This is a genomic window from Pseudomonas sp. MS01C9 (assembly GCF_058202755.1).
In genome coordinates, this window is the sequence record NZ_CM177073.1 from 4,383,382 (window position 1) to 4,403,476 (window position 20,095).

8 protein-coding genes are annotated in these 20,095 nt (G+C 65.5%); 4 read left to right on the forward strand and 4 right to left on the reverse strand.

Annotation, left to right across the window (positions count from 1 at the left end):
• The first annotated feature begins 79 nt into the window (after positions 1-79).
• On the forward strand, positions 80-13,060 hold the full coding sequence (locus AC1M7R_RS20015; RefSeq protein WP_490609855.1) for a non-ribosomal peptide synthetase: 12,981 nt from the start codon (positions 80-82) through the stop codon (positions 13,058-13,060).
• A 90-nt stretch (positions 13,061-13,150) separates the two neighbouring features.
• Here the strand turns inward: AC1M7R_RS20015 and AC1M7R_RS20020 are convergent, their stop codons facing one another.
• A complete protein-coding gene (locus AC1M7R_RS20020; RefSeq protein WP_072389150.1) occupies positions 13,151-13,417 on the reverse strand; it encodes a hypothetical protein in 267 nt (88 codons plus the stop codon).
• Positions 13,418-13,608: 191 nt separating this feature from the next.
• Here AC1M7R_RS20020 and AC1M7R_RS20025 point away from each other — a divergent pair, with 191 nt between their 5' ends.
• Positions 13,609-14,415 (forward strand): alpha/beta fold hydrolase, encoded by an 807-nt coding sequence (locus AC1M7R_RS20025; protein WP_072430328.1) that lies wholly within the window; start codon positions 13,609-13,611, stop codon positions 14,413-14,415.
• Between the two features lie 106 nt (positions 14,416-14,521).
• On the opposite strand, the gene dsbG is transcribed toward AC1M7R_RS20025, so the two are convergent.
• The 3 genes from dsbG to dsbD are packed head-to-tail and all read right to left on the reverse strand — an operon-like array spanning position 14,522 to position 17,861.
• Positions 14,522-15,289 (reverse strand): thiol:disulfide interchange protein DsbG, encoded by a 768-nt coding sequence (gene dsbG, locus AC1M7R_RS20030; protein ID WP_072389146.1) that lies wholly within the window; start codon positions 15,287-15,289, stop codon positions 14,522-14,524.
• The gene (locus tag AC1M7R_RS20035; RefSeq protein WP_072389144.1) at positions 15,265-16,134 is read right to left on the reverse strand and encodes a TlpA family protein disulfide reductase; all 870 of its coding nucleotides are present in this window, start codon (positions 16,132-16,134) and stop codon (positions 15,265-15,267) included. Before AC1M7R_RS20035 ends, dsbG begins: the two co-directional genes overlap by 25 nt.
• Positions 16,134-17,861, reverse strand: a complete 1,728-nt coding sequence (gene dsbD / locus AC1M7R_RS20040) for a protein-disulfide reductase DsbD (RefSeq protein ID WP_337349381.1) — start codon at positions 17,859-17,861, stop codon at positions 16,134-16,136. Before dsbD ends, AC1M7R_RS20035 begins: the two co-directional genes overlap by 1 nt.
• A gap of 174 nt (positions 17,862-18,035) precedes the next feature.
• Between dsbD and AC1M7R_RS20045 the strand changes: the two genes are divergently transcribed.
• Together AC1M7R_RS20045 and AC1M7R_RS20050 are read left to right on the forward strand one after the other, a co-directional pair.
• Positions 18,036-18,716, forward strand: coding sequence for a response regulator (locus AC1M7R_RS20045; RefSeq protein WP_072389140.1), 681 nt, complete (start codon positions 18,036-18,038; stop codon positions 18,714-18,716).
• Positions 18,713-20,044, forward strand: a complete 1,332-nt coding sequence (locus AC1M7R_RS20050) for a sensor histidine kinase (RefSeq protein WP_072389138.1) — start codon at positions 18,713-18,715, stop codon at positions 20,042-20,044. Before AC1M7R_RS20045 ends, AC1M7R_RS20050 begins: the two co-directional genes overlap by 4 nt.
• Positions 20,045-20,095 lie beyond the last annotated feature (51 nt).

Genomic DNA, 20,095 nt, shown 5'->3' on the forward strand with positions numbered 1-20,095 from the left:
CGTCCCGCATGCCGTCGATGGCGTGCGATGGAAGAAGACTGGATATCACTTGCAAGCCGAATTTCAGGCAGGAAACCTCATGACCGACGCGTTCGAACTTCCCAGCACCCTGGCCCATGCCCTCCAGCGCCGCGCCGCCTCGACGCCGGATCGCGTGGCCTTGCGCTTCCTTGCCGACACGCCGGAGCAGAGCGTGGTGCTGAGTTATCGCGATCTGGACCTGCGCGCCCGCACCATTGCCGCCGCCTTGCAGGCCGAGGCGACAGTCGGCGATCGCGCGGTGCTGCTGTTTCCCAGCGGCCCCGATTACGTCGCGGCGTTTTTCGGTTGCCTGTACGCCGGTGTGATCGCCGTGCCGGCCTATCCACCGGAGTCGGCCCGTCGTCATCACCAGGAACGTCTGCTGTCGATCATCGCCGACGCCGAGCCGCGCCTTTTGCTCACCAGCAGCGATCTGCGCGAAGCCTTGCAGGCCATCGAGTCCGCACCATCGTTGCTATGCGTCGACAGCCTCGACCCGGCACGTGCCGGACAATGGGTCGCGCCGACCTTGCAGGACGATGACATTGCCTTTTTGCAATACACCTCCGGCTCCACTGCATTGCCCAAGGGGGTGCAGGTCAGCCATGGCAACCTGGTGGCCAACGAGCTGTTGATCCGCCATGGCTTCGGCATCGACCTGAACCCCGACGACGTCATCGTCAGCTGGCTGCCGCTGTATCACGACATGGGCTTGATCGGCGGCCTGCTGCAACCGGTCTTCAGTGGCGTGCCATGCGTGCTGATGTCGCCGGGGTATTTCCTGGCCCGGCCGTTGCGTTGGCTGGAAGCCATCAGCGAGTACGGTGGCACCATCAGCGGCGGCCCGGATTTCGCCTATCGGTTGTGCAGCGAGCGGATCAGCGACTCGGCCTTGCAGCGCCTCGACCTGAGCGGCTGGCGGGTGGCCTATTCGGGCTCCGAGCCGATCCGCCTCGACACCCTGGAACGTTTCGCCGAGAAGTTCGCGGCGTGCGGTTTCACCTCTGACAACTTCATGGCGTCCTACGGCCTGGCGGAAGCCACCCTGTTCGTCGCCGGCACGCCCCGCAGCCATGGCATTGCTTCATTGCGCATAGACGACGCGGCGCTGGCGCAGAACCGCGCCGAGCCGGGGCAAGGCAGCGCGGTGATGAGCTGCGGTTTCGGCCAGCCCGGACACGGGGTGCTGGTCGTCGAACCCAATACGCTCCAGCCGCTGGCCGACCAGCAGGTGGGCGAAGTCTGGGCCACCGGGCCGAGCATCGCCCATGGTTACTGGCGCAATCCCGAGGCCACGGCCAAGACCTTCGTCCAGCATGACGGTCGTACCTGGCTGCGCACCGGCGACCTGGGCTTCGTCCATGACGGCGAGCTGTTCATCACCGGTCGCTTGAAAGACATGCTGATCGTGCGCGGGCACAACCTTTATCCCCAGGACATCGAGCAGACTATCGAGCGTGAGGTGGAAGTGGTGCGCAAAGGCCGGGTGGCGGCCTTCGCAGTCAACGATGGCACCGAGGAAGGCATCGGCATTGCGGCGGAAATCAGCCGCAGCGTGCAGAAAATCCTGCCGCCCGAGGCGCTGATCAAGACCCTTCGCCAGGTGGTGGCCGACGCCTGTCAGCAAGCGCCGAGCGTGGTGGTGCTACTCAATCCCGGTGCCTTGCCCAAGACGTCCAGCGGCAAGTTGCAACGCTCGGCGTGCCGCACTCGCCTGGCCGACGGCAGCCTCGACAGCTATGCGCAGTTCCCGTCGACCGAGGTCGCAAGTGTCCGTGCGCAGGCGTCGACCTCGCCGTTGCAGGCGCAGATTGCCCAGGTCTGGCGCGAGCTGTTGCAGGTTGACGAAGTGCAGGGAGACGATCATTTCTTCCTGCTGGGGGGCAACTCCATCATCGCCACCCAGGTGGTTGCGCGGCTGCGCGAAACCCTGGGCGTGACATTGGAGCTGCGCCTGCTGTTCGAAGCCCCGACCCTCAGCGCTTTCACGGCCGCAGTGGCCGCCAGCCAACAGGACGGCAACCCGTCCCAGGACACGATCAGCCTGTTGCCGCGCCATGAGGCATTGCCGCAGTCCCTGGCCCAGAACCGCTTGTGGATCACCTGGCAACTGGACCCTGCAAGCTGCGCCTATAACATTCCCGGCGGCTTGCACCTGCGTGGCGAATTGGACGAAAACGCACTGCGCGCCAGTTTTCAGCAACTGATCGAACGCCATGAATCCCTGCGCACGCGTTTCCTGGAGCGCGATGGCGTGGCCATGCAGCAGATCGATCCGGCTGCGGGATTCGACCTGCGCTCAATCGATCTGGCGGACTTGCCCAACGATCAGCGCCAGGCCCGCGCCCGGCAGATCCGGGAAACCGAAGCGACTACGCCGTTCGACCTGGAAAAGGGGCCGCTGCTGCGGGTCACGCTGGTGCGCCTGGATGAGGACGATCACCAGTTGCTGGTGACGATGCACCACATCATTGCCGACGGCTGGTCGATGAATGTGCTGGTGGACGAATTCTCGCGGCTGTATGCCGCCGCGACCCAGGGGCAGGTCGCCGCGCTGGCGCCGCTGCCGTTGCAGTACGCCGACTACGGCCGCTGGCAGCGCCAGTGGCTCGCCCAGGGAGAAGCCGAGCGGCAACTGGCCTATTGGAAACAGACACTGGGAGACGAACATCCCGTCCTGGCGCTGAGCACCGATCATCCTCGCAGCGCCCAGCGTCTTCGCCGCGCCGCGCGTCATAGCCTGCGCCTGGACAAGAGCCTCGGCGATGCCTTGCGCCAGCTCGCCCAGGCCCACGACGCGACACCGTTCATGTGTCTGCTGGCGGCATTCCAGGCCTTGTTGCAACGCTATACCGGCCAGTCCGACCTGCGCATCGGCGTGCCCAATGCCAACCGTCCACGCCTGGAAACCCAAGGCCTGATCGGCTTTTTCATCAATACCCAGGTGCTGCGCGGGCAGGTCGATTCGCGCCAGTCCTTCGCCGCGCTCCTGGCCCAGGCCCGGGAGGCCACGCTGGGCGCCCAGGCGTACCAGGACCTTCCCTACGAACAACTGCTCGAAGCCTTCCCGCAGGCTCGCGAACAAGGGCTGTTCCAGGTGATGTTCAACCATCAGCAACGCGACCTGGGCGCCTTGCGACGCTTGCCGGGATTGCTGGCCGATGAGCTGCCATGGCACAGCCGCGAAGCCAAGTTCGATCTGCAACTGCACAGCGAGGAAGACCGCAACGGGCGGTTGACGCTGTCGTTCGACTACGCCGACGAGCTGTTCGAGGCGGCGACCATCGCGCGCCTGGCCGGGCATTTCTGCAACCTGCTGCGGGCAGTATGCGCCGATCCGCAGCAGGCCATCGGCGACGTGCCTTTGCTGTCCGCCGATGAGCAGGCGCAACAGCAGCAATGGAGTGTGGCCCCTTGCGAACCGGCGGCACGATGGTTGCCGGAGCTGCTGAACGAGCAGGCCCGGCGTACGCCGCAACGCGCCGCGCTGCTGTGGGAGGGCGGTCGCCTGGACTACGCCGAACTGCACACCCAGGCCAATCGCCTGGCCCACTACCTGCGGGACAAAGGCGTTGGCCCCGATGTGTGCGTGGCAATCGCCGCCGAGCGTTCGCCGCAGTTGCTCATCGGCGTGCTGGCGATCATCAAGGCCGGTGGCGCCTATGTACCGCTGGATGCGGATTACCCGGCCGAACGCCTGGCCTATATGCTCCAGGACAGCGGCGTCGATCTGCTGCTGACGCAGACCGCGTTGCTCGAACGCTTGCCGGTCTGCGAAGGCATCAGCGTGATTGCCCTGGATGCCTTGCATCTGGAGCAATGGCCGGGCAATCCGCCAGGCCTGCATCTGCACGGCGATCATTTGGCCTACGTGATCTACACCTCCGGTTCCACCGGCCAGCCCAAGGGGGTCGGCAACACCCACGCGGCCCTGGCCGAACGCTTGCAATGGATGCAGGCCACCTATGGCCTGGACGAAACCGATGTGCTGATGCAAAAGGCGCCGATCAGCTTCGACGTGTCGGTGTGGGAATGCTTCTGGCCCTTGATCACAGGTTGCCCGCTGGTCCTGGCCGGCCCCGGCGAACATCGCGACCCGCACCGCATCGCCCAGTTGGTCCAACAGTTTGGCGTGACCACGCTGCACTTCGTGCCACCGCTGCTCAGCCTGTTCGTCGACGAACCCTTGAGCGCCGGTTGCACCTGCCTGCGCCGGGTGTTCTCCGGGGGTGAAGCCTTGCCGGCCGAATTACGCAGCCGAGTGCTGGCGCAACTGCCGACGGCGCAACTGCACAATCGCTACGGTCCGACCGAAACCGCCATCAACGTCACGCACTGGCATTGCAGCGATGCCGATGGCGAGCGCTCGCCGATCGGCCGTCCGCTGGGCAACGTGCTGTGTCGCGTGCTCGACAGTGAGCTCAACCCGGTACCGTCCGGAGTGTCGGGCGAACTGTGCATCGGCGGCCTGGGCCTGGCCCGGGGTTACCTCGGCCGGCCGGGCCTGAGCGCCGAGCGGTTTGTACCGGATCCGCTGGCCGCCACGGGCGCGCGCCTGTATCGCACCGGCGACCGGGCGCGCTGGACCGCCGGTGGGGTGATCGAATACCTCGGCCGCCTCGATCAGCAGGTCAAACTGCGCGGTTTCCGTATCGAACCGCAGGAAATCGAAGCGCGGCTGCTGGCCCAGGAGGGCATCGCCCAGGCGGCCGTGCTGGTGCGCGACACCGCCGCCGGTCCGCAATTGATCGGCTACTACACCGCGCCAGATCTTACCGGGGACGACCTGGACCAGCGGCTCCTCGCCGCCCTGGCCGCCGAATTGCCGGACTACATGGTGCCCGCGCAGGTGTTGCGCCTGGATGCCATGCCGCTGAGCCCCAGCGGCAAGCTCGACCGCCACGCCTTGCCCGAACCGCAGTGGCAGGGGCGTGACCACGTGGAGCCGGTCAGCGCCCTCGAATGCCAGCTCGCCGATATCTGGCGCGACGTGCTGGGGCTGTCCCGGATTGGCCTGCGGGATGATTTCTTTGCCCTCGGCGGCCACTCGCTGCTGGCGACCCAGATCATTTCCCGCACCCGCCAGGCCTGCGACGTCGAGTTGCCGCTGCGAGCCTTGTTCGAGAACAGTGAACTGGGGGCGTTTGCCGAACAGGTACGCTTGATCCAGGCCAGTGGCCAGACCAACCGGCAGCCACCGATCGAAAAGGTCGATCGCAGCCAACCGGTGCCGCTGTCCTATTCCCAGCAGCGCATGTGGTTCCTCTGGCAGATGGAGCCGGACAGCCCGGCCTATAACGTCGGCGGCATGGCGCGTTTGCGCGGGGTGCTGGATGTCGGGCGCTTCGAGGCGGCCTTGCAGGCATTGGTCTTGCGACACGAAACCCTGCGCACCACGTTCCCCAGTGCCGACGGCGTGGCCTGGCAGCAGGTGCACGATGACGTGGGCCTGCGGATGGACTGGAAGGATTTCTCGGCGCTGGCCGCCGATGTCCGTGAACAACGGGTGCAGGCGCTGGCCGACAGCGAGGCCCACAAGCCTTTCGACCTGGAAACCGGGCCGTTGCTGCGGGCCTGCCTGGTCAAGACCGCGGAGCAGGAGCATTACCTGGTGCTGACCCTGCATCACATCGTCACCGAAGGCTGGGCGATGGACATCTTCGCCCGGGAGCTGAGCGCGTTGTACGAAGCCTTCGTCGATGACCGCCAATCGCCGCTGGAGCCTTTGCCGGTGCAATACCTGGACTACAGCGTCTGGCAGCGCCAGTGGCTGGAGTCCGGCGAGCGCCAACGGCAACTGGACTACTGGACCGCGCAACTGGGCCGTGAACACCCATTGCTGGAGCTACCGTCCGACCGTCCGCGGCCACCGGTGCAAAGCCATCGCGGCGAGTTGTTCCGCTTCGACCTCAGCGATGACCTGGCCGCCAGGGTGCGTGCCTTCAACGCGCAACACGGCTTGACCCTGTTCATGACCATGACCGCCGCCTTGGCCGTGCTGCTCTATCGCTACAGCGGCCAGACCGACCTTCGCATCGGCGCGCCGGTGGCCAACCGGATCCGACCGGAAAGCGAAGGGCTGATCGGTGCGTTCCTCAACACCCAGGTGCTGCGTTGCCAGCTCGACGGGCAGATGTCGGTGGGCGAGCTGTTCGAGCAGGTGCGCCATACAGTCATCGAAGGCCAGTCCCACCAGGACCTGCCGTTCGATCATCTGGTCGAAGCCCTGCAACCGCCGCGCAGCGCCGCCTACAATCCGCTGTTCCAGGTGATGTGCAACGTCCAGCGCTGGGAATTCCAGCAGAGCCGCACATTGGCCGGCATGACCGTGCAGTACCTGGTGAACGATGCCCGGGCCACCAAGTTCGACCTCAACCTGGAGGTCACCGACCTGGATCATCGCCTGGGTTGCTGCCTGACCTACAGCACCGACCTGTTCGATGAACCCCGCATCGCCCGCATGGCCGGGCATTGGCGCAACCTGCTGGAGGCGCTGCTGAGCGATCCGGGCCGACGCTTGAGCGAGCTGCCGCTGCTGGACGCTGGCGAGCGGCAACAGTTGCTCGACAACCTGGGTGTCGAGCCCGGCGAGCATCGCCTGGACCACTGCCTGCACCCGCTGTTCAGCGAGCAGGCCCAGGCCCGTCCCGATGCCCCGGCCTTGACCTTTGCCGGACAGACCCTGACCTACGGTGAACTCGAACGCCGCGCCAATCGACTGGCCTGGATGCTGCGCGAGCGCGGCGTCGGGCCACAGGTCCGGGTGGGCCTGGCCCTGGAGCGTTCCCTGGAAATGGTCATCGGCCTGCTGGCGATTCTCAAGGCCGGCGGTGCCTACGTGCCGCTGGACCCCGAATACCCGCTGGACCGCTTGCACTACATGATCGAAGACAGCGGCATCGCGTGGTTGCTCAGCGACCGGGCAATGTTCGAGTCTCTCGGTGCGCTGCCAGACGGCGTCGGACGCTGGAGCCTGGAGGAGGATGGTCCGGCATTGGTGCAATATCCTGATCATCCATTGCCGTCGATCAACCTGCCGCAGCACCAGGCCTACCTGATCTACACCTCGGGCTCCACCGGCAAGCCCAAGGGGGTGGTGGTGTCCCACGGCGAAATCGCCATGCACTGCCAGGCGGTGATCCAGCGTTTCGGCATGCGCCCGGACGACTGCGAGCTGCATTTCTATTCCATCAACTTTGACGCCGCCACCGAGCGCCTGCTGGTGCCGCTGCTCAGCGGCGCCCATGTGGTGCTGCGGGCCCAGGGGCAATGGGACGCCGAGGAAATCTGCGGATTGATCCGCGCGCATGGCGTCAACGTCCTCGGTTTCACGCCCAGCTATGGCAGCCAACTGGCGCAATGGCTGGCGACCCAGGGGCAGATCCTGCCCGTGCGCATGTGCATCACGGGGGGCGAGGCCCTGACCGGGGAGCATCTGCAGCGCATCCGCGCGGCGTTCAGCCCGGCACGGTTTTTCAACGCCTATGGCCCGACGGAAACCGTGGTCATGCCATTGGCGTGCCTGGCACCCGAGCAATTGGAGGAGGGCGTGACCAGCGTGCCCATCGGCAGTGTGGTCGGTGAGCGGGTGGCTTATATCCTCGATGCCGACCTGGCCCTGGTGCCGCAAGGCGCGACAGGCGAGTTGTACGTCGGCGGCGCGGGCCTGGCCCAGGGGTACCACCAGCGGCCGGGCATGACGGCCGAGCGGTTCGTCGCCGATCCGTTCTGCACCGAAGGTGGGCGGCTCTATCGCACCGGCGACCTGGTGCGCCAGCGTGCCGATGGCCTGGTGGAATACCTGGGTCGGGTCGACCATCAGGTCAAGATCCGTGGCTTCCGTATCGAACTGGGGGAAATCGAAACCCGCCTGTTGGAACACGACGCGGTGCGCGAGGCCGTGGTACTGGCCCTCGATATGCCGGGCGGCAAGCAATTGGCAGGCTACCTGGTGACCGACGTCGCCACCCAGGACGCCGAACGACAAGGCGTCCTGCGCGAAGCCTTGAAGCATCATCTCAAGGCACAGCTGCCGGACTACATGGTGCCCACGCACCTGATCCTGCTGGCGAGCATGCCGCTGACCGCCAACGGCAAGCTCGACCGTCGCGCCTTGCCGATGCCGGATCTTGAGCTCAACCGGCAACATTATGTGGCGCCGAGCAATGCCCTGGAGCAGACCCTGGCGGCCATCTGGTGCGAGGTGCTGAACGTGGAACAGGTCGGCCTCAACGATAATTTCTTCGAGCTGGGCGGCGATTCGATCCTGTCTATCCAGGTGGTCAGTCGGGCCCGGCAGCAGGGCATCCACTTCACGCCCCGCGACCTGTTCCAGCACCAGACCGTGCAGACCCTGGCCGCTGTCGCCACCCGCAGCGAACAGCTGAGCGCCGAGCAGGGCTTGCTGAGCGGCGAGTCGGGGCTGACACCGATCCAGCACTGGTTCTTCGAGTGCCCGATCCCCAATCGACACCACTGGAACCAGGCGTTGTTGCTGGAGCCGGCCATGACCCTGGACCCGGGACATCTGGAACAGGCGCTGCAGGCTGTCCTGCAGCAGCACGACGCCCTGCGCCTGGGCTTTGCACAGACCGCCGGACACTGGCGCGCCGAGCATCGGCCGCTGTCGGACGTCGCGCTGGTGCAGTCGCTGTCCGTCGACTCCGTGGAGCATTGCCAGGCCTTGTTCGAGCAGACCCAGCGCAGCCTCGATCTGTCTGGCGGTCCGTTGCTCAGGGCAGTGCTGGCCCGGTTGTCCGACGGTGGGCAGCGCCTGCTGATCGTCATCCATCACCTGGTGGTGGACGCGGTGTCGTGGCGGGTACTGATGGACGATCTGCAAACCGTCTACCGCCAGATCACGGCCGGGCAAGCGATCGGGCTGCCGGCCAAGACCAGCCCATTGCGCGATTGGGCGGCGCGCTTGCAGGCCTATGCCGGCAGCGAGTCCCTGCGCGAAGAACTGGCCGACTGGCAACGCCGGTTGAGCGGCCCGGCTGTGGCGTTGCCTTGCGCGCATCCTGACGGTGCTCTCCAGGAGCGTCATGGACAGACGGTCAGTGTGCGCCTGGATGCCGGGCGCACCCGGCAGCTGTTGCAACAGGCGCCGAGTGCCTACCGCACCCAGGTCAACGACCTGTTGCTCACGGCACTGGCCCGGGTCCTGTGCCGCTGGAGCGGTCATGAGTCGGCCCTGGTCCAGCTCGAGGGGCACGGCCGCGAGATGCTGTTCGACGATCTGGACCTGACCCGCACCGTGGGTTGGTTCACCAGTGTCTACCCTGTGCGCCTGAGCCCGTCGGCCGAAGATATCGGCGCATCGATCAAGGCCATCAAGGAGCAGTTGCGCGCCGTACCGCACAAGGGGCTGGGCTATGGCGTGCTGCGCTACCTGGCCGACGACGCCACTCGCCAGGCGATGGCTGACCTGCCGCAGGCGTCGATCACCTTCAACTACCTGGGCCAGCTTGACCAGACCCTGGGGCATGACGCCCTGTTCCGGCCACTGGACGCAGCGCTGGGGGCGATCCACGACCCCGATGCGCCACTGCCCAATGAGCTGAGTGTCGACAGCCAGGTCAGTGGTGGTGAGCTGGTGCTGCGCTGGACCTACAGTGGCGAACGCCATGACAGGCAGACGATCGTCACCTTGGCCGCGGCGTACCTCGATGAGTTGCAGCGCCTGGTCGAGCACTGCCTGACGGACGAGGCGGGCGGCCCGACGCCGTCGGATTTCCCGCTGGCGAAACTGTCCCAGGAGCAGCTCGACCACTTGCCCGTGCCGGCTGCGCAGATCGAGGATGTCTATCCACTGACGCCGATGCAGGAAGGCATGCTGCTGCACACCTTGCTGGAACCGGGCACCGGTCTGTACTACATGCAGGACCGCTACCGCATCGACAGCGAACTGGACCCGCATCGTTTCGCCCAAGCCTGGGAGGCGGTGGTGAGCCGTCACGAAGCCTTGCGCGCCTCGTTCTGCTGGAACGTCGGCGAAGAGATGCTGCAGATCATCCACAAGCCCGGCAACACGCCAGTGGATTATCTCGACTGGCGCGAGGTACCCGGGGACCAGCAGGAAGACCGGCTCCAGGCGCTGCTCAAGCGCGAGCGCGAGGCCGGCTTCGATCTGTTGAACCAGGCACCGTTCCACCTGCGACTGATCCGCGTGGGCGAGGCGCGCTACTGGTTCATGATGAGCAATCACCACATCCTGATCGATGCCTGGTGCCGCTCGTTGCTGATGGACGATTTCTTCGAGATCTATACCGCCCTTGGCGAAAACCGCGAGCCCCGGCTGGCCGTTCCACCCCGCTATCGCGACTACATCGGCTGGCTGCAGCATCGGAGCCTGGCCGAGGCCCGCCAGTGGTGGAAGCACAACCTGGAAGGGTTCGAACGGACCACGCCAATCCCCGCCGACCGCCCGTTCCTGCGTGAACACGCCGGTGACAGCGCAGGCATGATCGTCGGCGACTGCTACACCCGCCTCGAGGCAAAGGACGGCGCACGGCTGCGCGAACTGGCCCAGGCTCACCAACTGACGGTCAACACCTTCGCCCAGGCAGCGTGGGCGCTGGTGCTGCGGCGAGTGAGCGGCGACCGGGACGTGCTGTTCGGTGTCACCGTGGCTGGCCGCCCGGTGGAATTGCCGCAGATGCAGCGCACGGTGGGGCTGTTCATCAACAGTGTCGCGTTGCGGGTGCGGATGCCCGAGGACCAGCAGCGCTGTACGGTGCGCCAGTGGCTGGGCCAGTTGCTGGACAGCAACATGCAACTGCGCGAATACGAGTACCTGCCGCTGGTGAGCATCCAGGAAGTCAGCGAACTGCCCAAGGGCCAGCCGCTGTTCGACAGCCTGTTCGTGTTCGAGAACGCTCCGGTGCAAGTCTCGGTGCTGGACCGCGCCCGCAGCCTCAACGCCACGTCGGATTCGGGTCGCACCCACACCAACTTCCCGTTGACGGCGGTCTGCTATCCCGGGGACGACCTGGGGCTGCATCTGTCTTACGACCGACGCTACTTCGAAGCGTCCACCGTCGAGGGGCTGCTGGGTGAGTTCAAGCGATTGCTGCTGGCCCTGATGGAGGGCTTGCACGGTGACATGGCCGAGCTGCCGCTGATGGCGGCGCAGGAGCAGGACTTCCTGGTCCATGGCTGCAACCAGAGTGAGCGCGACTATCCCTTGGCCCAGAGCTATGTGGAATTGTTCGAGGCCCGGGTTGCGGCCCATCCGCAACGGATCGCGGCCAGCTGCCTGGACAACCGATACACCTACGCCGGGTTGAACGCCCACAGCAACCGCCTGGGCCATGCACTGATCGCCTGCGGCGTAGGCCTCGATCAGCCGGTGGCGCTGCTGGCCGAACGGGGGCTGGACCTGCTGGCAATGATCATCGGCAGCTTCAAGGCCGGCGCCGGGTACCTGCCGCTGGACCCGGGCCTGCCGAGCCAGCGCCTGGGGCGTATCCTGGAACTGAGCCGCACGCCGCTGCTGGTCTGCACCCAGGCCTGCCATGCCCAGGCGCTGGCGCTGCTGGATGAGCATGCCTGTTCGGCGCGGCCGAAGCTGCTGGTGTGGGAAGACATCCAGGCCAGTGATGCGTCGCAGGAAAACCCCGGAGTCCATAGCGGGCCGGACAACCTGGCGTATGTGATCTATACGTCCGGTTCCACCGGGCAGCCCAAGGGCGTGATGGTGCAGCAGCGGGGCATGCTCAACAATCAGCTGAGCAAGGTGCCGTACCTGGCGCTGGGCGAGGCCGATGTGATCGCCCAGACGGCGTCCCAGAGTTTCGACATCTCGGTGTGGCAGTTCCTCGCCGCGCCGTTGTTCGGGGCCAGGGTCGACATCGTGCCGAATACCATCGCCCATGATCCGCAAGGGTTGCTGGAACATGTGCAGCGCCAGGGCATCACGGTGCTGGAAAGCGTGCCGTCCCTGATCCAGGGCATGCTTGCCCAGGATCGTGTCAGCCTGGACGGACTGCGCTGGATGTTGCCCACTGGCGAAGCGATGCCCCCGGAGCTGGCCCACCAGTGGCTGTTGCGATACCCGGCCATCGGCCTGGTCAACGCCTACGGCCCGGCGGAATGCTCCGATGACGTGGCGTTCTTCCGTGTCGACATGGCGTCGACCCGTGGCACTTACCTGCCCATTGGCACGCCCACCGACAACAACCGTTTGTACCTGCTCGACGGCGCGCTGGAGCTGGTGCCGCTGGGTGCCGTGGGTGAGCTGTGCGTGGCGGGCACCGGGGTGGGACGTGGTTATGTCGGCGATCCGCTGCGTACTGCCCCGGTATTCGTGCCCAATCCGTTCGGCGCGCCGGGGGAGCGGTTGTACCGCACTGGGGACCTGGCGCGGCGGCGCAGCGATGGCGTGCTGGAGTACGTCGGCCGCATCGATCATCAGGTGAAGATTCGTGGCTATCGTATCGAGCTGGGTGAAATCGAGGCGCGGCTGCATGAGCAGCCGGAGTTGCGCGATGCCGCGGTGGGCGTGCAGGCGGGGATCAACGGCAAGCATCTGGTGGGCTACCTGGTCGCTTCTGATTCGACGCTGCCGGCGACCGAACGCCTGGAGCGCATCAAGCAACGCCTGCGGGCCGAGCTGCCGGAATACATGGTGCCGCTGCATTGGCTATGGCTGGACCGGCTGCCCCTGAACGCCAATGGCAAGCTCGACCGCAACGCCTTGCCGGCCCTGGAGATCGGCCAGTTGCAAAGCCAGGATTACCAGGCACCGGGCACCGCGCTGGAACAGACCCTGGCGGATATCTGGGCGCAGGTGCTGAACGTCGAGCGAGTGGGCGTACGGGATAACTTCTTCGAACTGGGCGGTCATTCGTTGCTGGCGACGCAAATCGCCTCTCGGGTACAGAAGGCCCTGCAACGCAACGTACCGCTGCGGGCCATGTTCGAATGCAGCACGGTCCAGGAACTGGCCGACTACATCGAAGGATTGGCTGCCAGCGAAATCACCGAGGAGAAGGTGGACCGGCTGAATGACTTGATGGCCGAGCTGGAGGGGCTGTAAATGGCATGATCTCTGTGCAGGCCCCTGTGTGAGCGGGGCCTGCGCCTCTTGTCGCGAGGTATCCAGCGATCTTAAATCCCTGTGGGCGCGTCATGGGGTGCGGCAGCATTCTTCCGGTTTGCTGAAAAAGGTGACGCCGGAGGCGAATGCGCCGATTTCCTGGAAGGTATCGTTGACGGCATCCAGCAAACCGAATTGTTCCGGGGTCTGGGTGTTGCCGTAAACGGCCAGCAGTGCCTCGTAGAACATCAGTTTTCCTTTGGCCCGCTGTCCGGAAGCTTTCTGGGTATCGGCGGCTTTGGGCTTCAAAAGATCCACTTGTGCCTGGGCGAACGCCTGAAGCTCGGCTTTGGTCATGGCGGTTCTCCATCCGGTGATGGTTGATCGAGTCCTCACCCTATCGCCGGTGGCCGGGCAAAACTACTGTCATAGCTGACAGGTACCCTACGGACGGGATCATCCCTTGCATTGACGGATCGCTGCATGCCACGGCAGGCTGCCGAGGTTTTTGCGCATTCAAACTTTCCATATTCACAAGGAGGTCCTCGATGCCCTTTGCAACCCTTGATGGACAATCGCTTCACTACCTCGACCAGGGCCAGGGCCCGGTGGTGGTGTTGGGCAGCAGTTATTTGTGGGACCACGGCATGTGGGCGCCGCAGATCGAGGCCTTGTCCCGGCATTACCGGGTGATCGCCCCGGACCTGTGGGGCCACGGCCAATCCGGGCGTCTGCCGCAGGACATGACCTCCCTGGACGACCTGGCTCGCCAGGTGCTGGGGCTGATGGACCAACTGGACGTCGATGACTTCAGCCTGGTGGGGCTTTCGGTGGGCGGCATGTGGGGCACCCGGTTGGCGCTGGCGGCGCCCCAGCGGCTGCAGGCACTGGTGCTGATGGACACTTATGTGGGCGTCGAGCCGGAGCCGACCCGCCAGTATTATTTCTCGTTGTTCGACAAGATCGAGGCGAACGGGGCCATTGCCGAACCTTTGCTGGATATCATCGTGCCGATTTTCTTCCGGCCGGGCATCGAGCCGCAGTCGCCGCTGTACCAACAGTTCCGCGCCACGCTGGCCGCCTTGCCGGCCGACCGCCTGCGCGACAGCATCGTGCCGCTGGGACGGATCATCTTCGGTCGGGACGACATTCTGTCGCGCCTGCCGGAGCTGGACGCCGGCCGGACCCTGGTGATGTGTGGCGACCAGGACAAGCCACGGCCGCCGTCCGAGGCCCAGGAGATGGCCGGGCTGATCGGTTGCCCCTGTCGGTTGATCCCGCAAGCGGGGCATATCTCCAACCTGGAGAACGCGGAGTTCGTGACCGCTGCGCTGCTGGAGTTTCTACGCCGCTGACCCCGCCATCACGACCCGTGGAGGGGGGCGAAAACCGATGTCGTGGACGACGATAAAAACCTGTGGGAGCGGGCTTGCCGCTCCCACAGGTTTCGGTGGCCGCCGGTTACTTCGGCCCGAGTATCTTCACCAGCTTGTCCGGTGATGGCGCGCCTTGCTGTTGCTGCAGGTCGCCTTTTTCATCCAGATAGAAAATCGCCGGGGTGGCGGACAGTTCCAGTTCGTCCATGAGCTGCAAGTTGGCATCCAGCTTGGCCTGGATGGCCGGCGGTATGTCCTTGAGCGGTTTGAGGGGGCTGCCCTTGCCGGCCTTCTCATGGTTCTCCAGGGCTTTTTCAGGATCCTTGGCGGCCAGCAACGCGGCGGATTTTGCCGGGCTGTCCTCACGGATGATGCCCACCATGATGTGGCGCAGCTGCACCTTGCCGGCGTTGACCCATGGCCGTGCCTGTTCCCAGAACATGTTGCAGTACGGGCAGTTGGGATCACTGAACAGGTAGACGGTGCGTGGTGCATCCGGTTTGCCGTCGGCGATCCAGTGGCTCGCTTGCATCTTGCTCCAGATCTGCTTGGCCATCGGGGCATAGACCAGCTTCTGCAGCGGCTCGGCGCTCAGGTCCTTGCCGTCGGCGTCGTACAGGTTGCCCAGCAGTACATGCTGGCCGTCGGGCGTCAGGTAAAGCGCCATGCCACGGTTCTGGTATTGCGCGGCGTAACCGCGAAGTCCGTCCGGTGCCTGGAACGTGCCGACGATTTTCGCGCCCTTGGCTTCGATCTTCTTGATGGCTGCCGGCAACTCCTCGGCCTGGAGCAGGGGGGCTTGGGACAGCGCTGTGGCGAAGGCCAGTGTCAGCAGAGGGCGGAGGCGGGGCATGGCGATTTCCTTGTGACGGGGTGGGGCGCCGCGGTCGAGCCCGGCGTTTCGAAGTTTTCCAGGGCGCGGGCCAGGCTCGCTTCCGAGAGTTCACCGAGGTGGCTGTCCAGCAGGCGGCCGTCGGCGCCATAGAACAAGGTTGTCGGCAGGGCCATGGAGCCGACGGCCTGGCCGAGTCGGCCACTGCCATCGAACAGAACGTTGTCCAGGCTCAGGCCCTGGGTTTCGAGGAAGGTGCTGACGCTTTGCATGCTTTCGGCCTGATTGACGAACAGGAACGTCAGGTCGGGACGCTGCTGTTGCGCCTCTTCCAGTACCGGCATCTCACGCCGGCAGGGCGGGCACCAGGTGGCCCAGAGGTTGATGACCAGGGGGCCGCCCTGGTAATCGGTGAGCTTTACCGTCTCGCCTTCGGCGTTTCGCAGGCTGATGTCCGGCAGGCGGGTACCCTGCTCATAGAGGGTCAGGGACATCGTGGCCACCAGCCAGAACAACAGGCCGCTGCCGACGCCAAAGCCCAGTGGCCGGCGCAGGGGCGGACGACGTAGGGCCCACAGCGTTGTGCCGATCAGCAGCGCGACGATGCCGGGCCAGGCCAGGAAACCGCCATCGCGCAGGTCGACGATCTGCCACAGGTCGTCCCGGTAATGGCCCCAATAAGCCACGACAAAGCCGACCCGCGCCGCCAGGAGCCCGAGCAGGAACAGCACGAACAGCACCGATTCGGGGTTCTCGCCACCGCGCCGGGCCACTCGCCAGCCAACGAATGTCGCCAATGCCAGGGCGCTGATCAACAGCAGGTGATTCAGGGCAATGGCGAAGGTCCCCAGGGTTAACGTCAGCATCAGCGAGCATCCCGGGTGGCGTTCCAGCGTGCCAGGAAACCCTTGGCATCGATTTCCCCGGTGATCCGCTGGTTGCGACGCTCCTGGCCATCGCTACCGATCCACAGCAGGCTCGGTGGCCCTGGCACTTGATAGCGCTCCAGCAGCTCACGGCTGGCCTGCGTATCGGCAGTCACGTCCAGGCGCAGCAGGCGCACGCCTTTGAGGGCGTCCAGCACTTCGGGACGGCCGAACACCTGTTTTTCCATGATCTTGCAGGACACGCACCAGTCCGCGTAGTAGTCGAGCAGCACCCACTGGCCCTGGGCCTGGGCGGCGTCGAGCTCCCGCTGCAGGGCCGCGGGTTCGCTGACCGTGACGAAGGCATCCCGGGCATCGACCACCGCGCCGCCCTGGCCGCCGCTGTAGACTTTCAAGGGCTGGAAGAAGTCGTCGCTGCCGCCTGCCGCACCGATGACCAGCAGGCTGCCCCAGAGCCCCAGCAACAGCGACGCGCTACCGCACACGTAGGCGGTACGACCGAAACCTTCGGTCTGGCGCCAGGCGCTGTAGGCGGCGATCAGCAACAGCACGCCCCACAATCCGATCCACAGCGAATCATCGATGACCGGACGAATCATCAGCAGCGCAGTGCCCAGGAACAGGAAGCCGAACACGCCCTTGAGCACGTTCATCCAGGCCCCGGGCTTGGGCAGGAAGCGATTGCCCACGGTCACCAGCAGCAACAGCGGCAGGCCCATGCCGATGCCCATGGCGAACAGGATCAGCCCGCCGTGCAGTGCATTGCCGCTCTGGGCGATATACAGCAGTGCGCCGGCCAGTGGCGCGGTCATGCAAGGACCTACCAACAGGCCGGACAGTGCGCCGAGGACGCCGGCGCCCAGCAGGCTGCCGCCACGCCGCTGGCGGCCGGCATTTTCCAGTCGGTCCCGCAGGGCGGCCGGCAATTGCAGTTCGAAGAAACCGAACATCGGCAAAGCCAGCAGTACGAACACCGTCGCAAAGGCGCCCAGCAGCCACGGTTGCTGCAACAGCGCCTGCAGATTGGCTCCCAGCAGCGCGGCGAGTACGCCCATGGCGGCATACACCAGGGCCATGCTGATCACATAACTGCCGGCCAGGGCCAGGCCCCGCCGGGGACCCGCGCCGCTGCCCATCACCAGCCCGGCAAGGATCGGCAGCATCGGCAGGGAGCACGGCGTGAATGCCAGCAGCAGCCCCAGGCCGAAGAACACCAGCAGGCTCCAGCCCAGGGCCCGCTGCTGCAGGCCACTGGCCAGGGCCTGGTCCGCCGCTTCGCCATTGGCCGGCGCGGGAGCGTCGCCGCCCAGGTCGACTACCTGGGTCTGGGGTGGATAGCACAGGCCTGCGTCGGCGCAGCCCTGGAAACCCACCTTGATCTTGCCGGTGGCGCCCGCCGGGATCTTCAGTTCCAGCGCCTGGCGATAGACCTGTTGATCGCCGAAGAACTCATCGCTGTGGGCCTCGCCTTCGGGCAACGTCGGTTTCTGCGCCTCGGCCAGGCCGTCGAACCTGAGCCGTTGCTGATACAGGTAATACCCGTCGGCGATCTGCCAGAACAGCTGGGTCTCACCGGAATCGAGGCGCTCGGCGGTAAACACGAAGGCCTTTTCCACCGGCAGGAAGTCGGGTTTTGTCTCGAAGGGATTGGCGGCCTGGGCCAGGCCCGAGATCAGGAGCAGCCACAGCAAAAACAATCGACGCATGTAGAGAAGCCTTAGAACGAAGCGAGTGAGGGCACAATGGCGACCGGCGATTAACCGTCGATTAACCCGGCGACGACGGGTCAACAGCAATGATCGCCCATGGGGCGGTACTCGTCGCATAATGTCGGCTTAATCGGCCGGCGGCCTAATGTACCTTTTTCCACGAGGCTTACCATGCACGTACTGGTCTGCGAAGACGATGAGTTGATCGCCAGTGGCATCGTCGCCGGCCTGACGGCCCAGGGCCTGGTCGTCGAACACGTGGCAACGGCATCGGCGGCGCGGGCGATCCTCGCGGTGGCCGAATTCGACGTCATGGTGCTGGACCTGGGGTTGCCCGACGAAGACGGTCTCAAGCTGCTGCGGCAATTGCGCCAGCAAGGCCTGGAGATTCCGGTGCTGATCCTCACGGCGCGCGATTCGGTGACCGATCGGGTCGACGGGCTGCAGGCCGGCGCCGACGACTATCTGCTCAAGCCTTTCGACCTGCGGGAACTGGCCGCTCGCCTGCACACGCTGTTGCGGCGGGTGGCGGGGCGCAGCGTCAACCTGATCGAGCATGGCAGCCTGACCTACGACCCCAGCAGCCGCGAAACGATGCTGGCGGGCCAGCCGGTAGACCTGTCCCGCCGGGAGCAGTCGCTGTTGCAGGCCTTGCTGCATAACCGCGGCCGGGTGCTGTCCGCCGAACAGCTCAAGGACAGCGTCTACGGCTTCAGCGACGAACTGGAAAGCAATGCCCTGAACGTGCATATCCATCACCTGCGGCGCAAGCTGGGCAACGGGATTGTCGAGACGGTACGTGGCCTGGGGTATCGGCTGGGGCCGGCCGGCGACGGGAAGACTTCCAAATGATGAGCCTGCGATTGCGCCTGAGCCTGACCCTTGGCGCCGCGTTCATCCTGATCTGGGCCCTGGCTGCTGCATGGATGCTCAGCGACCTGCGCAACCAGATGATGTTTTCCCTTGACCAGCGCCTGGTGGCGTCGGCGCGGATGGTGGCCGGGCTGCTGGAGCAGCTGCCGCCCATGCCCAGCAAGGGCGAGGGCACACATTTCAGCGCGGAACAGTTGAACATCCCGGGGGGCATGGCCTGCCAGGTCAGCTCCCTGCGCGGTGAGATCCTGGCCCGTAGCCACAGCACCCCGGAACAGGCCCTGGAAGCCGAGAAAATGGGGTTCCACGACCAGATGATCGACGGTGCGCCGTGGCGCAGCTTCACCCTGGCCCGAGGCGATGTGCGTATCACCACCGCCGACCGCCAGATCGAGCGCGAAGCCTTGAACATGTCTGTGCTGCTGGCCGCCTCGGTGCCGGTAGGCGTGGCGCTGCTGGGGTGCCTGTGTCTGCTGTGGCTGGGGATCGGCCAGGGCCTTGCACCGCTCAATCGCATGCGCGATGCGTTGATGCGGCGCAGTGCCGACTCCCTGGAACCCTTGCAGATTCATCCGCTGCCCAGCGAGCTGCGACCGTTGCTGGAAACCCAGAACCAGCTGTTCCAGCGCATCGGCAAGACCATCGAGCGGGAACGCCGGCTGACCGGCGACGCCGCCCATGAACTGCGCAGCCCGTTGACGGCCATCAAGACGCACCTGCAAGTGGCGCGCATGACCGACGGCGCTGCCCGCGATCAATCCCTGGCCCGGGCCGAGGAGGGCGCCGACCGCCTGCACCGCACGCTCGAACAATTGCTGCTGCTGGCCCGAGTCGAAGGCAGCCTGTCGTTCGACGATGGCGTGCAGTGCAGCGCCGAGCAGGTCGCGCGACTGGCGATCCAGGACGCGGGCGGTGGCGCTTCCCGGCGAATTCGCTTGCACGTAGCCCCGGGCCTGTCCGATGCGCCGGTGCAGATGCCGGCGGTACTGTCCATCGCCGCGTTGCGCAACCTGCTGGATAACGCCCTGCGCCACACCCCGGACGATACCGACGTGGAACTGAGCCTGGAAATGATCGGCCAGCGGGTACGCTTCAAGGTCCGCGATCACGGCCCCGGCATTGCCGCCGACGATCTCCAGCACCTGACCCAGCGCTTCTGGCGCAGCGGCCAGAGCACCGGCTGCGGACTGGGCCTGGCGATCGTCCAGGCCATTGTCCAGCGTTGTGGCTGTGGCCTGCATTTCGACAGTCGTCCGGATGGGCTGCGGGTTGAATTGACGATGCCGGTGCAGGCATTGCCCGGTTGAGCGGATCGATTGTGTCCCTACGAACATCGAGCGTACATCTGCGGTAACGAC

What these genes read in the sequence shown, in the direction of transcription:
- AC1M7R_RS20020 (WP_072389150.1), bottom strand. Translation starts at nt 13,417, where the DNA reads ATGACCAAAGCCGAGCTTCAGGCGTTCGCCCAGGCACAAGTGGATCTT.
- AC1M7R_RS20035 (WP_072389144.1), bottom strand. Translation starts at nt 16,134, where the DNA reads ATGCTGACGTTAACCCTGGGGACCTTCGCCATTGCCCTGAATCACCTG.
- AC1M7R_RS20025 (WP_072430328.1), top strand. Translation starts at nt 13,609, where the DNA reads ATGCCCTTTGCAACCCTTGATGGACAATCGCTTCACTACCTCGACCAG.
- dsbD (WP_337349381.1), bottom strand. Translation starts at nt 17,861, where the DNA reads ATGCGTCGATTGTTTTTGCTGTGGCTGCTCCTGATCTCGGGCCTGGCC.
- dsbG (WP_072389146.1), bottom strand. Translation starts at nt 15,289, where the DNA reads ATGCCCCGCCTCCGCCCTCTGCTGACACTGGCCTTCGCCACAGCGCTG.
- AC1M7R_RS20015 (WP_490609855.1), top strand. Translation starts at nt 80, where the DNA reads ATGACCGACGCGTTCGAACTTCCCAGCACCCTGGCCCATGCCCTCCAG.
- AC1M7R_RS20050 (WP_072389138.1), top strand. Translation starts at nt 18,713, where the DNA reads ATGATGAGCCTGCGATTGCGCCTGAGCCTGACCCTTGGCGCCGCGTTC.
- AC1M7R_RS20045 (WP_072389140.1), top strand. Translation starts at nt 18,036, where the DNA reads ATGCACGTACTGGTCTGCGAAGACGATGAGTTGATCGCCAGTGGCATC.